The sequence below is a fragment of the Xenorhabdus sp. TH1 genome (genome assembly GCF_037260955.1).
Taxonomy (GTDB): domain Bacteria; phylum Pseudomonadota; class Gammaproteobacteria; order Enterobacterales; family Enterobacteriaceae; genus Xenorhabdus; species Xenorhabdus griffiniae.
Window position 1 is genome coordinate 695,007 of record NZ_CP147734.1, and the last position, 14,940, is coordinate 709,946.

The following is a 14,940-nucleotide window of genomic DNA, read 5'->3' on the forward strand; positions in this document are numbered from 1 at the left end:
GTGATTGCCAAGTATGTTCTAAAATGTGCTAATTTTTCAACATACTCAAGTTGGTAAGCATAAAATAGAAAAATGAAGCAATGCTTATTGATTCACAATGTGATTGCTTTTTGATTTTCTTTAGTAACTGTAATATTTATGGTTATTAGCGCTATTATTAACAGTAAAAAACAGTCACAATCTTTCCACTGACGGATTTTTGGCAATTTGTAAGGGTAACATGGAAATATTCTTTACTATCTTGATCTTGATTTTGGTGGTGTCAGTTTCTGGTGTTCTTACTAAAATGATTCCGTTCCGTATCCCCTTGCCGATAGTGCAAATAGCAATGGGAGCGTTGCTGGCTTGGCCTCATTTTGGTTTACACGTTACTTTCGATCCTGAACTTTTCCTCGTATTACTTATCCCCCCTTTGTTATTTGTTGATGGTTGGAAAACACCAACCAGAGAGTTTTTCCAGCATGGGCGTGAAATCGTCATTTTAGTTTTAGTATTGGTACTGGTGACGGTTATTGGCATTGGTTATTTGATCTATTGGTTATTGCCAAGTATCCCTCTTATTGCTGCCTTTGCACTGGCGGCGGTATTGTCCCCAACAGATGCGGTGGCGTTGTCATCAATTGTTGGAAAAGGACGTATTCCTAAAAATATGATGAGCGTGCTGGAAGGGGAAGCATTAATGAATGATGCTTCCGGTCTGGTGGCTCTGAAATTTGCGGTGGCGATTGCCATGGGCACGATGGTATTTACTGTCACTGGCGCAACGGTGGAGTTTTTCAAGGTTGCGATTGGTGGTTTGTTGTCGGGCATCGCCATCACATGGTTATACAGCAAATCACTGCGCTTAATGAGTCGTTGGAGCGGGGATGATCCTGCAACTCAAATCATGTTTATGATGTTGTTGCCGTTCGCTTCCTATATGATTGCTGAGCATATCGGTGTATCAGGGATTTTGGCTGCGGTTTCCGCAGGTATGACTATCAGTAAGGCAGGAGTGATCCGTAACGCACCACTGGATATGCGTCTGCGTGCCGATAATGTATGGGGAATGCTGGCCTTTGTCTTCAATGGCCTGGTGTTTATCATGCTAGGTCTGCAATTGCCGGGCATTTGGGAAACATCGGTAGATCAGGCTGAGCTTGATCCAAATGTTGAAACCTGGATGCTGTTTGCTGCCGTTGGCATCATTTACGTTGCGCTGGTATTACTGCGATTCAGTTGGTTATGGCTGATGAAAAATATCAGCAAGATGCTGATAAAGAAAAAACCGCTTCAGTTTGCCTCCTATACGACCCGTGAATTATGGTTGGCTTCTTTTGCGGGTGTCCGTGGGGCAATTACACTGGCAGGTGCACTGTCTGTGCCACTGTTCCTGCCGGATGGCGACCCATTTCCGGCTCGTTATCAGTTAATTTTCATTGCGGCGGGCGTGATTTTGTTCTCCCTCTTTGTCGGGGTTATCGGTTTACCTTTGCTGCTACGTGGCATGAAAGTTGGCGATAAGCAAGCAGATCTCGATGAAATCAGAATGGCAAAATCGGCAATGGCTGAAGTTGCTATTGTCAGTATGAATAAGATGGAAGAGCGTCTGTCGGCCAGCACTGAAGAAAAATTGGATGCAGAAGTCATTAATGAGGTTGCATCTCGCGTTACCGGTTATTTGCGGCGCCGTACCGCGGGAACGGATGAAATCGAGCATAATCTGATGGTTGAAGATTTGGAGCGTCGTTTCCGTTTGACGGCATTAAGGGCTGAACGCGGGGAGTTATATCACTTGCGTGCAACCCGTAAGATTAGTAATGAAACACTACAAACGTTGCTACATGATCTTGATTTGTTAGAAGCGCTTTTAGTGGAGAAAGATCAATAAAAGGTGAAAGACCAATAAATTATGTGGCTGTTAACGATCACAACATTTTTGTGGGCCGCCTCATTTAGCCTGATTGGCGCTTATCTCGCTGGTCAGGTTGATAGCTGGTTTTCGGTTCTTGTCAGGGTAATGTTAGCAGCAATGGTATTTTTACCATTTTTGCGCTGGCGTGGGTTATCTCTGAAAGTTATTTCACTGTATATGGCTGTTGGTGCCTGTCAGCTTGGTGTGATGTATTTGTTTGTTTTTCATGCCTATCATTATCTGACTGTGGCTGAGTTTTTGCTGTTTACCATTATGACGCCACTTTATGTCACATTAATTTATGATCTGATGGGGCGTCAGAGATTGCGCTGGGGTTATGCCTTGAGTTCTTTATTGGCAGTGGCTGGTGCAGCGATTATTCGTTATGACCGATTGAGTGAATCTTTCTGGATTGGCTTGCTGTTAGTGCAATTGGCAAATATTTTCTTTGCGATTGGTCAGGTCGGTTATAAGCGCTTGATGGAGATCCATCCCATTCCACAACGAGTGGCATTTTCATGGTTCTATCTGGGCGCTTGTACCGTCGCCATCATCGGCTGGCTAATGTTTGGTGATCCGCAAAAATTGCCCACAACTCAGCTTCAGTGGGGTGTTTTGGTTTGGCTGGGTGTTGGGGCATCGGGGATTGGCTACTTTATGTGGAACTATGGTGCCACCCAAGTGGATGCCGGAACACTGGCAATTATGAATAATATGTTGGTTCCGGCGGGGTTATTGGTCAATTTTGCAATTTGGCAGCAGCATCCTAACTGGCTGAACTTTACCATTGGAGGCAGCCTGATTGTTGCGTCACTTTGGGTGCATCACCGTTGGATACTGAAACCCGTTTTACCAACGGCAAATTGTCCACCGCGTGCCGGCGTGCAGAACGAATAAAGGTATCGATCGCGGGTTGGCGCTGCTCTCCTTCTCGGCTGGCAGCGTACAATCTGCTCCATAATCCCTCTCCTAATGTTTTGGTTACAACCAACCCTTGTCTTTCGAATGTTTCTACAGCCCAGTGTGGTAATGCGGCAATACCCAATCGGGCGGCAACCATCTGAATGAGCAATAACGTATTGTCGACCGTTTTTAATGTCGGCGTAATTTCCGCGGGTTGGAGAAAGCGTCGCCAGATATCAAGCCGTTGGCGCTGAACGGGATAAATCAGCAAAGTTTCAGCGGCGAGATCTTGTGGGCGAATATCGCGTGTGTTTGCCAGTGGATGATCTGGTGCGATCACTAGCTTCACTTCATAATCAAACAGCGGTGTATAGTGCAGGTTACTGTCTGCAATAATGTCAGATGTCAGGACAATATCCAGCTCGCGTTTTTGCAGGGCAGGTTGAGGATCAAATGTCACACCAGATTTAAAGTCCACATTAACCTGTGGCCAGCTTTCACGAAAACGCTTAAGCGCAGGTGTCAGCCATTGAATACAGCTATGGCACTCAATGGCAATGCGTAAGTTTGTCTCTTGTGGTTCATGGCATTGACGCAAGGAAGCTGTCACTAAGGGCAAGACTTGCTCTGCTAATTTTAATAGCACTTCTCCTTGAGGCGTTAACTTCAGGGGTTGGCTTTTACGAATGAATAACTTAAATCCCAGCCGATGTTCTAATTCACTGAACTGATGAGAGAGCGCAGATTGCGTTTGATGCAAATAATTTGCTGCTGCTGCGAGTGAGCCACAATGGTTCAGTGCTTGTAGTGTTTTTAAGTGTTTTAGTTCGATCATGAAAAACCTTCAAGATGATAATGAATAATTTGCGCTTGTGGTTTATACATTACCTGTTGATTATAGAAGTGTAAACATCTAGACGGCTAAAAATTACGGGTGACGACATGACGGTTTTGAATCATACATTAGGTTTTCCACGTATCGGATTGAAAAGAGAGCTAAAAAAGGCGCAAGAAAACTATTGGGCGGGCAAAATTTCTCAACAGGAATTGCTGGAGACAGGTCGTGAATTACGTGCACGTCACTGGCAACAACAAAAAGAAGCGGGCGTTGATTTAGTCCCCGTTGGTGATTTTGCCTGGTATGACCAAGTATTGACCACAAGCCTGTTATTGGGCAATGTTCCGCCACGTCATCAAAATGAAGATGGCAATATTGATCTGGATACACTGTTCCGTATTGCCCGTGGCCGAGCACCAACAGGTACACCTGCGGCTGCTTCGGAAATGACTAAATGGTTTAATACAAATTATCATTATATCGTGCCTGAATTTCAAGAGGGGCAGGCATTTAAGCTGGGTTGGACTCAGTTGTTGGACGAAGTTGATGAAGCTCTGGCACTGGGGCACAACGTAAAACCTGTACTTTTGGGACCAGTGACCTATTTATGGCTCGGTAAGGTAAAAGGCAAAGTTTTTGATCGCTTGTCTCTATTGAAAGATATCCTGCCGGTATACCAGCAAGTGCTGGCAGAACTGGCAAAACGTGGCATTGAATGGGTACAGATTGATGAACCAGCTCTGGTACTGGAATTACCAGAAACATGGCTGACGGCATTCTCAACGGCTTATCAAGCACTTGAGGGGCAGGTGAAATTGTTGCTGACGACCTATTTCGATAGCATTGGTCACAATCTGGAGACGATCAAATCGTTGCCAGTGCAGGGATTGCATGTTGATTTGGTTGCGGGAAGGGATTCACTTGAGAATTTGGATACATCTCTGCCGAAAGATTGGTTGCTTTCATTGGGAGTGATTAACGGCCGTAATGTTTGGCGAGCCGATTTGAGTGAGAAATATCAGCTTGTTGCACCATGGGTTGGTAAGAGAAATGTGTGGATTGGCACTTCCTGTTCACTGCTGCATAGCCCTATTGACCTGAATGATGAAACTGGGTTGGATGAAGAAGTGAAAAGCTGGTTTGCCTTTGCATTACAAAAATGTGCGGAACTTTCTTTGTTGTCGCAAGCATTGAATGTGCCAGAAGGCAATAAACAAGCCGAGCTGGATGCCTATAGTGCTCCCATTCGCGCCCGTCGCAGTTCTACAAGAGTGAATAATCCCGCGGTTGCTGGGCGTATTGCAGCAATTAAGCCACAGGACAGTGAACGTCAGCAGGTATATCCTGAACGTGCTAAGCTCCAGCGTCAACGTTACAATTTACCGTTGTGGCCAACAACAACCATAGGTTCATTCCCACAAACGACGGAAATTCGCAGCCTACGTCTCGATTTCAAAAAAGGTCGGGTGGATAGTACGCACTACCGAACCAATATCAATGAACATATTAAACAGGCGATCCAAGAGCAGGAGCGTTTGGGGTTGGATGTCTTGGTACACGGTGAAGCTGAACGTAACGACATGGTGGAATATTTCGGCGAACACTTTGACGGTTATGTCTTTACCCAAAATGGTTGGGTGCAGAGTTATGGCTCCCGTTGCGTGAAACCACCGGTCATTATTGGCGATATTAGCCGTCCAGAGGCGATAACAGTAAACTGGGCGACCTATGCGCAATCCTTGACTGAGAAGCCAGTCAAAGGCATGTTGACCGGGCCTGTGACCATTCTCTGCTGGTCATTCCCAAGGGAAGATATTAGTCGTGAAACCATTGCTAAACAGATCGCACTGGCTTTGCGTGATGAAGTTGATGATTTGCAGAAGGCAGGCATTGGCATTATCCAGATTGATGAACCGGCATTGCGTGAAGGCTTGCCACTGCGCAGAGAAGAGTGGCAGGAATATCTGGAGTGGGCAGTGGATGCTTTCAAACTGAGCGCAGCCATTGCGAAAGATGATACCCAAATCCACACTCATATGTGTTATTGCGAGTTCAATGACATCATGCCGTCGATTGCAGCGCTGGATGCGGATGTGATCACCATTGAAACCTCGCGCTCGGATATGGAATTGCTGGATTCATTCGAAGATTTCTCTTATCCGAATGAGATAGGGCCTGGTGTGTATGATATTCACTCACCAAACGTCCCAAGCGTTGAATGGATTGAGGCATTGTTACGCAAAGCGGCTGATCGTATTCCAGTCGAGCGTTTGTGGGTGAACCCAGACTGCGGATTGAAAACGCGTGGTTGGACAGAAACCAGACAAGCGTTGGCAAACATGGTTGAAGCGGCAAAACGCTTGCGCTCTTCATTAAATAGTTAACTGATACCAATCTGATTTTTCCCTGCGAAGTGGGAAAAATCAGGTTTTATATCTTGTTGTCAATTGCAACTTAAAGTTTAATGCGTATAGCGTTTATTTGTTTAATTTAAACTTAATCAGTAATAAAACTGCCCGCTACAATTAGTGCAATGTGGCGGGTAGAAAAGTTGGTCATGTATTGGATAGTTAGATAATTGCCAGACTTTTTTTCAAACAATCTCCTTTTTTTCAATTGCGATTTTCACTCCTTATCACTGAGTTTTTCAACTACCAAATCGATTTCTGATAGCGAAAAGCATAACAAATATGGCATGTTCCAGTTTGTCCATTTTTGATGAGGTTTGGTGATGGAGTTTTACATTCCAATTATTGGGTTGGGAGTGGCGGTATTTACGCTGGTTTTTCTGGTGTTGCGGACTCGTGTTCATGTCCTGATTGCTATGCTAATTGCAGCGATAATCGCTGGAATATCAGGCGGTTTGACTATAAATAATGTCGTTGATGTGATCGCTAAAGGATTTGGTTCGACATTAGGCAACATCGGTATTGTGATTGGATTGGGATGCATGATGGGGCGAATATTGGAAGTATCAGGTGCAACAGAGCAAATCGCTTATAGCTTGATAAAATGGTTGGGCAAAAGGCGTGAAGAGTGGGCTTTGGCGATTACCGGTTATATTGTCAGTATCCCCATATTTGTGAATTCAGCTTTTGTGATCCTCTATCCGCTGGTGAAGGCATTGGCGAAGAAAGGTAAACGCAATGTACTGTCCCTTGGGGTTGCTCTGGCGGGAGGGTTAGTGGTGACTCACCATATCGTTCCACCAACGCCAGGGCCGCTTGGTGTCGCCGGAATATTTGGGGTGAGTATCGGCAAAATGATGCTGGCAGGTATGGTATTGGCGGTACCCTGTGTTATTGGTATTACCTGCTATGCAAAGTGGCTGGAGACTAAATATCCTGAATATCAACTTGGTGATACAGAAGAAAGAGCAGAAAACTTATCACAAGTTCATCAGTGTTATCTGGAAGAGAAAGAGCAAAAATCACTTCCAAGCCTATTTCTTTCTCTTTTACCCATCGTCGTGCCAATTATTCTGATTTTTATTGGTGTAATTAATGGAATGATACTGAGAACTGATGAGTTTGCTGGTAAAGAGGACACTTTCTATTTTCAGGTTTTTGATTTTCTAGGATCACCCATTATTGCGCTAGCAATCAGTGTATTACTGGCGGTTTATACCTTAATGCCAAACGTCAGTAAGCATGAAGTAATTGAACATCTGGAAACAGGGTTAAAAACTGTGGGCATTATTTTGTTGGTGTCAGGAGCGGGAGGAGCATTAGGCGCAGTATTGAACGAAGGCGCGACAGGGACGATATTGGCGCATTATATTGCCAGCCTGCCCATAACACCTGTTTTGATCCCATTTATCATTGCAACGCTTATACGCATAATTCAAGGCTCTGGCACAGTGGCAATGATAACTGCGGCGTCTATTTCTGCACCTGTTATCAAACAAATACCGGATGTTAATATGCTGGTGGCGGCTCAAGCTGCGATGATGGGTACACTATTTTTCAGTTATTTCAATGACTGTTTTTTCTGGGTGGTTAACCGGATGATGGGCATTAAAAATACGAAGCAACAGATTATCATTTGGTCGATTCCCACCACAATTGCATGGGGGATCGGATTATGCGGTGTGCTGCTTCTTAATCTCGTCATGTAACTTTTTATGTGAACGGTTTATGTGAATGATTTATGTGAATAGTGATAGTGCTCTGTAGGGGGCACTACCTTTCAAATGTGATATTAATCACAAATTTATGTATGTGTTTCTTTTTTATATTAATTAAAGATGATTTCAATTACTAAAAAATGTCAGAGTATTGATTAAATTTAGGTATTCATATTTTGAATCATGCCTGTTGAGGAGTCTGATATGTCTGATGTGTTTCACTTAGGTATTACCAAAAGCGACCTGCAAGGCGCAACTCTGGCGATTGTACCCGGCGATCCTAACCGTGTTGAGAAAATTGCGCGATTAATGGATAACCCAGTACATTTAGCTTCCCACCGTGAATTTACGACCTGGCGTGCAGAAATTGATGGAAAAGCAGTAGTTGTCTGCTCTACAGGCATTGGTGGCCCCTCAACGTCAATCGCTGTAGAAGAATTGGCACAGTTGGGAGTACGTACTTTCCTGCGTATCGGAACAACGGGAGCAATCCAGCCACATATCAATGTAGGGGATGTATTGGTGACGACTGCGGCGGTTCGTTTGGACGGCGCCAGCTTGCATTTTGCCCCAATGGAGTTCCCGGCAGTTGCTGATTTTGAATGTACAAATGCCTTGTATGAAGCAGCAAAAGTCTCTGGTTCTGCGACCCATGTTGGTATTACGGCATCTTCCGATACCTTCTATCCCGGCCAGGAGCGTTACGATACCTATTCTGGCCGTGTCGTTCGTCGTTTCCAGGGTTCAATGAAAGAATGGCAAGAAATGGGCGTAATGAACTTTGAGATGGAATCAGCAACATTGTTGACCATGTGTGCAAGTCAAGGACTGCGTGCCGGTATGGTCGCTGGTGTGATTGTTAACCGTACCCAACAGGAAATCCCAGATGTTGAGTTGCTGAAGAAAACAGAAAGCAATGCGCTGGGGATAGTTGTGGAGGCAGCTCGTCGTCTGCTGTAATGCCTTTTATCAAGGGTCAGATGATTCTGGCCCTATCGTTTGTGTGATCTTCTCTTCCTTTCATTTCAAAATTTGATAATGTCATAGCACTTTGTACTAATAGATAGTTTGTTCTATTAACTATTTTTAATCTCAGCAAGAGTGACTATGACCATAACATTTCTATCCCATCCTTCACTACTTCCTTTAAATGGCGGCATTAATTTTCGTGATTTAGGTAATAAGACACTGGGCAATGGCGCCAGGATTAAATCAGGCATGTTATTTCGTTCCGGTTCATTGGACAGGCTGACAGAAAACGATCAGGCTTTTTTAGTGGATCAAAACCTTTTGCAGATCATTGATTATCGTGATAGCAGCGAAATTATGGATAAACCAGATCGAGTATGGAATGGGGCGCATTATCATCATGCTCCTGCCAACCCTCTTTCCAAAGAAGTGGATGCTAATCTGGATAAGTTAGACATGAAAATATTGGAACAATTCGACGCGAAAACATTTATGTCTCGCTTATATGAATTGTTACCCATTAACAATCCAGCGTATAAGACGTTAGCGACATTATTGCTGCAACCAGAGAAAGGCGGCATTGTGCAACACTGCGCGGTTGGTAAAGACAGGACAGGAGTGGGCTCTGCACTGGTTTTATTCGCGTTGGGTGCTGATCTGGATACGGTAATGGAAGATTATTTATTGACCAATGTCACATTGGCTCCATACCGTGACTATTTATTGAATGAACACGCAAAAATTATGAGCGAAAGTGTAGTCGAAAAATTTGCCTATGTTTATTCAGTAAGGGAAGAGTTTTTACTGACCGCACTTAATAGCATCAACCAGCATTATGGCAGCATAGATATTTGGCTGGAAAAAGATATTGGACTTAATATCGCTGCGCGTGAAAAACTACAAACTTATTTTCTTGAATAAAAATATTAGGTTAGCATTGGGCGGATTGTTCAGGGCTGACCTTATCACCTCCCACTGATAATACAGGAAAGATTAATGTGAGCCTGCATGAAATTATCGAATTGGTCACAAACTTCGTAAAAGCCCATGAAGTTTGGGCAATTCCCATCATTTTCCTACTGGCATTTGGTGAATCGTTGGCATTTATTTCCCTATTGTTACCAGCAACGATCATTTTGTTAGGGTTAGGAGCGTTAATTGGTGAAAGTGGGTTAACTTTCTGGCCAATATGGATAGCCGCAGCCGCTGGTGCTTTCTTTGGTGATTGGGTTTCTTACTGGTTTGGTTGCCATTACAAAGAAGATGTTGGCAAGATGTGGCCGCTTTCTCGCCATCCTCAAACTTTGGTTCGCGGACATCGTTTTTTTGAACGATGGGGTGTATGGGGCGTTTTCATTGGGCGTTTTTTTGGTCCCTTGAGAGCTGTTGTACCGCTGGTAGCCGGAATCTGTGCTATGCCAAAACGCCATTTTCAGCTTGCTAACCTAGCTTCTGCATTGATTTGGGCATTCGGTATCTTAGCACCAGGGGCATTTGGCTTGCGTTGGTTGGCAGAGTGGATGGGATAATTGCGAGCTGCTTTGCAAACTGAAAGAAAGCCATTGAATACTCTGGACATCTATACAGCCTCTATTTAACTTACATTGGGGCTAATGACTCACAAAAGTTGTCTGAAATTTATCGGTAATCGTGCCAATAAAAAATAATAGAGTTAGCGAGGGTGTATAGGTGGATATCCAGTGGTTATACATGCTGATCGGTGGCTTGGGTGGATTGCTGGGCGGAGGGATCTTCGTCTGGCTTTCTGTTCAGCAGAGGCTCCAGCAAAAAGAGCAGGAGCTGCGTGAATTATATAGCCAACTGGCTGTCAGCCATGAAAAACGGGAGCAAGCCCACTATTGGCGTACTGAATGCGATCAATTAAACCAAGAGTTACTGGCGCAACGTGAAATTAACAGTGTGCAGGAAGCTGAATTGCGCGAATTGGGCATTCGGCTTGAAGAAACCAGACTAGCTGCGGAGGAAAAGCAGCGTTTATTGATCAGCAGTGAGCAGCGATTAAGTACCCAATTTGAAAATCTGGCCAATCGCATCTTTGAGCAGAACCGACTCCGTACCGATGAATATCATCGCCAAAATCTCAATCATCTTCTGATGCCATTTCGTGAACAACTTGAGGGATTTCGCCGTCAGGTACAAGACAGTTTTGGGCTAGAAGCCCGTGAGCGCCATACCTTGACTCATGAAATCCGCAATCTTCAGCAACTTAATGCACAGATGGCAAAAGAAGCTATTAATCTTACAAAGGCCCTGAAAGGAGACAATAAAATACAGGGAAATTGGGGAGAGATGGTATTGGCTCGAATTTTGGAAGCCTCTGGCTTGCGTGAGGGATATGAATTCGATACACAGGTTAATATTAAGGCTGAAAACAATGAACGTTTTCAACCTGATGTGATCGTGCATCTGCCGCAGGGAAAAGATGTCATTATTGATGCCAAAATGTCCTTGGTCGCCTATGAACGTTATTTCAACAGTGATAGCGAAGAACAACAGGCGCCAGCCTTACAGGAACATATCAATTCTATCAGAGGACATATCCGTGGCCTGAGCCGAAAAGATTATCAACAATTACCCGGATTGCGATCACTGGACTATGTTTTGATGTTTATTCCTGTGGAACCCGCTTATTTGGTTGCACTCAACCAGGCGCCAGAATTACTTGATGAAGCATGGAAACATAATATTATGCTGGTTAGCCCATCAACTTTGCTGGTTGCCGTTCGTACTATCAATAACTTGTGGCGTTATGAATATCAAAGTCAAAACGCCCGTTTGATTGCTGATAAAGCCGCCAGAATGTATGACAAAATGCGATTGTTTGTGGATGATATGCAAGGATTAGGGCAAAGCCTTAACAAAGCACAGACGAGTTACCATTTCGCAATGAAAAAGCTTGTTGAGGGCAGAGGTAATTTAATTAGTCAGGCCGAAGGATTTCGTGATTTAGGCGTGGATGTGAAGTGTCCTATTGATTCACAGTTGATTGATAAATCTTTCCAATCGTTGCAGGTAAATGAGTGAAGTCTGGAATAGGGTTTTGTTGGAAAGGCTGATACACTGACTATAAATTTTTTTGAATAAAAAGCGGACAAATAATATGGCAGATCAATCAAAAGAAACCACTGATTTTGGTTTCCGCACTGTAGCCAAAGAACAAAAAAAAGAGATGGTGGCAGAGGTATTTCACTCTGTGGCTTCGAAATATGACTTAATGAATGACTTGATGTCATTGGGCATTCACCGTATCTGGAAACGTTTCACAATTGAGTCAAGTGGTGTCCGCCGTGGTCATAAGGTGCTTGATCTTGCTGGTGGGACAGGCGATCTAACCGCAAAATTCTCCCGAATTGTGGGGGAAAAAGGGCAGGTTGTTTTGGCGGATATCAACGACTCAATGTTGAAAGTTGGCCGCGAAAAATTACGCGATATCGGTATCGTAGGCAACGTCAGTTATGTTCAAGCCAATGCTGAAGAACTGCCTTTCCCGGATAACTATTTTGACTGTATTACCATTTCTTTTGGCTTGCGTAATGTTACGGACAAAGAAAAAGCGCTACGCTCCATGTATCGGGTACTTAAGCCTGGTGGCCGCTTGTTGGTGCTGGAGTTTTCCAAACCTGTACTGGCACCGTTAAGTAAGATTTATGATGTTTATTCATTCCACGTTCTGCCCCGAATCGGTCAGATCGTTGTGAATGATGCGGACAGTTACCGCTATTTGACAGAATCCATCCGTATGCATCCTGATCAGGAAACCTTGAAAGGTATGATGGAAGAAGCGGGCTTTGACCAGGTTTACTACACCAATATGACTGGTGGCGTTGTTGCATTGCACAAAGGGTTCAAATTCTGAGATGGAAATACCCTCATCAAGCCATAATATGGCTTTTGCGATCTCAAATGAAAAAGTGTTGTTTCCGGTAGTAACGGCCTTTCTGGAAACAACCTTGAATCGTCTTTTATATCGAGAAGCTGTATTAAAACCTGCCCGCTTGAGACTAGCAGGTAAGATACTGTCCATTAAACTGAAAGAAATCGAAACTCCCTTGATACTGATATTCAGTGAGAAACAAGTGGATGTTTTGAGCCAATGGTCGGAACCTGTGGATTGCTCGATGAAAGCAACGCTCCCTGCATTACTCAAGCTACGGGATCGCCAGTGCCTTTCAGCCTTGATTAACCGTGGTGAAATTGTCATTGAAGGGGATATGCAGGTGATTCAACAATGGTCTGCTTTGCTGGATATGTCAGAGTGGGATCCTGCGCATTACCTCTCCCCTTATGTTGGTGATATTGTCGCAGAAGGCATCACCCGGATGGTGAAGAAAAGTTTTGAATTTGCCAGCAATACCATTGCAAAGAAGAAAACGCATTTCACCGAATCATTGACGGAAGAATGGGAAATGGTTCCCAGTGCGCTGGAAGTGGCCTATTTCAGTGAGGAAGTTAATGCCGTTGCCAATCAGATAAACCAATTCGAAAAACGGTTGGCGGCACTGGAGGAAAAACATGACACCCAGTGAAATTAGACGACTTTACTTTATCATCCGGGTCTTTCTTTCTTACGGGTTGGATGAACTCATCCCGAATATTCGTTTGACATGGCCGTTGCGTTTTGGGCGTTATTTCCTGTTTTGGATACCTAATAAGCATAAGGATAAACCTCTCGGCGAACGTTTGCGTTTAGCATTACAAGAACTCGGCCCAGTGTGGATCAAATTTGGCCAGATGCTCTCCACACGTCGTGACTTGTTTCCACCTGCCATCGCAGATCAACTTTCGATGTTACAAGATCGGGTAGTTCCCTTTGATGGTGCGGTGGCACGAAAATCGATTGAAACGGCTTTAGAGGGAGCACTGGAAACGTGGTTTGAGGATTTTGATCCACAACCGCTGGCTTCCGCGTCTATTGCTCAGGTACATACTGCCCGACTGAAGGAAAATGGCAAAGAGGTTGTCCTCAAGGTGATCCGCCCGGATATTCTGCCTGTAATTAAAGCTGACGTGCGGTTAATGTATCGTCTGGCAAATTTGGTTCCTCTTTTACCTGATGGTCGTCGTCTTCGTCCGCGTGAAGTTGTCAGAGAATATGAAAAAACCCTGCTTGATGAGCTGAATTTATTGCGTGAAACTGCAAACGCGATTCAATTGCGGCGCAATTTTGAAGATAGTCCTATGCTCTATGTGCCAGAGGTCTATCCTAACTATTGCCGAGAAAATGTTTTGGTGATGGAGCGCATTTATGGCATTCCTGTGTCAGACATTGCGGCGTTAGAGGCACAGAACACCAATATGAAATTGTTGGCTGAGCGTGGCGTTCAGGTGTTTTTCACCCAGGTATTTCGTGACAGTTTTTTCCATGCGGATATGCATCCCGGTAATATTTTCGTCAGTTATGACAAACCAGAAGATCCTACTTATATCGGTATCGATTACGGTATTGTTGGCTCTTTGAATAAAGATGATAAACGCTACTTGGCAGAAAATTTCATTGCCTTTTTTAATCGTGATTATCGTCGGGTTGCTGAACTGCATGTCGATTCTGGTTGGGTGCCGGCAGATACCAATGTGGAAGATTTCGAATTTGCTATCCGTACCGTCTGTGAACCCATTTTTGAAAAACCACTGGCTGAAATCTCATTTGGGCATGTTCTGCTAAACCTTTTCAATACCGCCCGCCGTTTTAATATGACAGTTCAGCCCCAGTTGGTTCTGCTGCAAAAAACGTTGTTGTATGTTGAAGGCTTGGGGCGCCAACTTTATCCTCAGCTTGATCTGTGGAAAACAGCAAAACCTTTTCTGGAAGATTGGTTGCATAACCAGGTTGGGCTTCCCGCTATTGTGCGTGCCTTTAAAGAAAAAGCGCCTTATTGGGCGGAAAAGTTACCAGAGCTTCCCGAACTGGTATATGGCTCGCTTCAGCAGCACCGACGTTTGCAGAGCAGCATTGATCAGATATCGCAACAATTCAGGCAACAACAGCTCAAACAACGCAAGTCTCTTTATTTATTGGGGATTGGTGCAACTCTCTTTATCTGTGGTAGTTTGTTTTTCATTATAGATCAGAAACACCTGGCATGGGGAATGATAGGGGTCGGCATTGCATCATGGGGATTGGGCTGGCGTCATTTAAGTAAACTTCAATAATTCAGTAATGATGAATATTAAATGAAGGTAATTTTGCCA

12 protein-coding genes are annotated in these 14,940 nt (G+C 44.2%); 11 read left to right on the forward strand and 1 reads right to left on the reverse strand.

Features of this window, described 5'->3' with window-relative positions; all coding sequences use genetic code 11:
* Positions 1 to 220: 220 nt before the first annotated feature.
* Both WDV74_RS03035 and WDV74_RS03040 read left to right on the forward strand, forming a co-directional pair.
* Positions 221 to 1,870, forward strand: coding sequence for a Na+/H+ antiporter (locus WDV74_RS03035; RefSeq protein WP_338884520.1), 1,650 nt, complete (start codon positions 221 to 223; stop codon positions 1,868 to 1,870).
* Positions 1,871 to 1,891: 21 nt separating this feature from the next.
* A complete protein-coding gene (locus tag WDV74_RS03040; protein WP_338884521.1) occupies positions 1,892 to 2,791 on the forward strand; it encodes a carboxylate/amino acid/amine transporter in 900 nt (299 codons plus the stop codon).
* Here the strand turns inward: WDV74_RS03040 and metR are convergent.
* Positions 2,676 to 3,632 carry an HTH-type transcriptional regulator MetR gene (metR, locus tag WDV74_RS03045; RefSeq protein WP_338884522.1) on the reverse strand — a complete coding sequence of 319 codons (957 nt, stop codon included), beginning with the start codon at positions 3,630 to 3,632 and terminating at the stop codon, positions 2,676 to 2,678. The genes WDV74_RS03040 and metR overlap by 116 nt on opposite strands.
* A gap of 107 nt (positions 3,633 to 3,739) precedes the next feature.
* Here metR and metE point away from each other — a divergent pair, with 107 nt between their 5' ends.
* The 9 genes from metE to ubiB all read left to right on the forward strand — a co-directional run bounded on the left by metE (position 3,740) and on the right by ubiB (position 14,901).
* A complete protein-coding gene (gene metE / locus WDV74_RS03050; RefSeq protein WP_338884523.1) occupies positions 3,740 to 6,019 on the forward strand; it encodes a 5-methyltetrahydropteroyltriglutamate--homocysteine S-methyltransferase in 2,280 nt (759 codons plus the stop codon).
* Positions 6,020 to 6,366: 347 nt separating this feature from the next.
* Positions 6,367 to 7,752: a gluconate:H+ symporter gene (locus tag WDV74_RS03055; protein WP_338884524.1), complete on the forward strand. Its 1,386-nt coding sequence runs from the start codon at positions 6,367 to 6,369 to the stop codon at positions 7,750 to 7,752.
* Positions 7,753 to 7,965: 213 nt separating this feature from the next.
* The gene (gene udp / locus WDV74_RS03060; RefSeq protein ID WP_338884526.1) at positions 7,966 to 8,721 is read left to right on the forward strand and encodes a uridine phosphorylase; all 756 of its coding nucleotides are present in this window, start codon (positions 7,966 to 7,968) and stop codon (positions 8,719 to 8,721) included.
* Positions 8,722 to 8,868: 147 nt separating this feature from the next.
* Entirely contained in the window at positions 8,869 to 9,651 is a 783-nt protein-coding gene (locus WDV74_RS03065; protein WP_338884527.1) for a tyrosine-protein phosphatase, read from the forward strand.
* Between the two features lie 77 nt (positions 9,652 to 9,728).
* On the forward strand, positions 9,729 to 10,259 hold the full coding sequence (locus WDV74_RS03070; protein ID WP_338884528.1) for a DedA family protein: 531 nt from the start codon (positions 9,729 to 9,731) through the stop codon (positions 10,257 to 10,259).
* 160 nt (positions 10,260 to 10,419) lie between these two features.
* The gene (gene rmuC / locus WDV74_RS03075) at positions 10,420 to 11,775 is read left to right on the forward strand and encodes a DNA recombination protein RmuC (RefSeq protein ID WP_338884529.1); all 1,356 of its coding nucleotides are present in this window, start codon (positions 10,420 to 10,422) and stop codon (positions 11,773 to 11,775) included.
* A 76-nt stretch (positions 11,776 to 11,851) separates the two neighbouring features.
* On the forward strand, positions 11,852 to 12,607 hold the full coding sequence (ubiE, locus tag WDV74_RS03080; RefSeq protein WP_338884530.1) for a bifunctional demethylmenaquinone methyltransferase/2-methoxy-6-polyprenyl-1,4-benzoquinol methylase UbiE: 756 nt from the start codon (positions 11,852 to 11,854) through the stop codon (positions 12,605 to 12,607).
* Position 12,608: 1 nt separating this feature from the next.
* The gene (locus tag WDV74_RS03085; RefSeq protein ID WP_338884531.1) at positions 12,609 to 13,277 is read left to right on the forward strand and encodes an SCP2 domain-containing protein; all 669 of its coding nucleotides are present in this window, start codon (positions 12,609 to 12,611) and stop codon (positions 13,275 to 13,277) included.
* Positions 13,264 to 14,901: a ubiquinone biosynthesis regulatory protein kinase UbiB gene (gene ubiB, locus WDV74_RS03090; protein ID WP_338884533.1), complete on the forward strand. Its 1,638-nt coding sequence runs from the start codon at positions 13,264 to 13,266 to the stop codon at positions 14,899 to 14,901. Before WDV74_RS03085 ends, ubiB begins: the two co-directional genes overlap by 14 nt.
* Positions 14,902 to 14,940 lie beyond the last annotated feature (39 nt).

What these genes read in the sequence shown, in the direction of transcription:
- metE (WP_338884523.1), top strand. Translation starts at nt 3,740, where the DNA reads ATGACGGTTTTGAATCATACATTAGGTTTTCCACGTATCGGATTGAAA.
- WDV74_RS03035 (WP_338884520.1), top strand. Translation starts at nt 221, where the DNA reads ATGGAAATATTCTTTACTATCTTGATCTTGATTTTGGTGGTGTCAGTT.
- WDV74_RS03040 (WP_338884521.1), top strand. Translation starts at nt 1,892, where the DNA reads ATGTGGCTGTTAACGATCACAACATTTTTGTGGGCCGCCTCATTTAGC.
- WDV74_RS03055 (WP_338884524.1), top strand. Translation starts at nt 6,367, where the DNA reads ATGGAGTTTTACATTCCAATTATTGGGTTGGGAGTGGCGGTATTTACG.
- ubiB (WP_338884533.1), top strand. Translation starts at nt 13,264, where the DNA reads ATGACACCCAGTGAAATTAGACGACTTTACTTTATCATCCGGGTCTTT.
- udp (WP_338884526.1), top strand. Translation starts at nt 7,966, where the DNA reads ATGTCTGATGTGTTTCACTTAGGTATTACCAAAAGCGACCTGCAAGGC.
- ubiE (WP_338884530.1), top strand. Translation starts at nt 11,852, where the DNA reads ATGGCAGATCAATCAAAAGAAACCACTGATTTTGGTTTCCGCACTGTA.
- WDV74_RS03085 (WP_338884531.1), top strand. Translation starts at nt 12,609, where the DNA reads ATGGAAATACCCTCATCAAGCCATAATATGGCTTTTGCGATCTCAAAT.
- WDV74_RS03065 (WP_338884527.1), top strand. Translation starts at nt 8,869, where the DNA reads ATGACCATAACATTTCTATCCCATCCTTCACTACTTCCTTTAAATGGC.
- metR (WP_338884522.1), bottom strand. Translation starts at nt 3,632, where the DNA reads ATGATCGAACTAAAACACTTAAAAACACTACAAGCACTGAACCATTGT.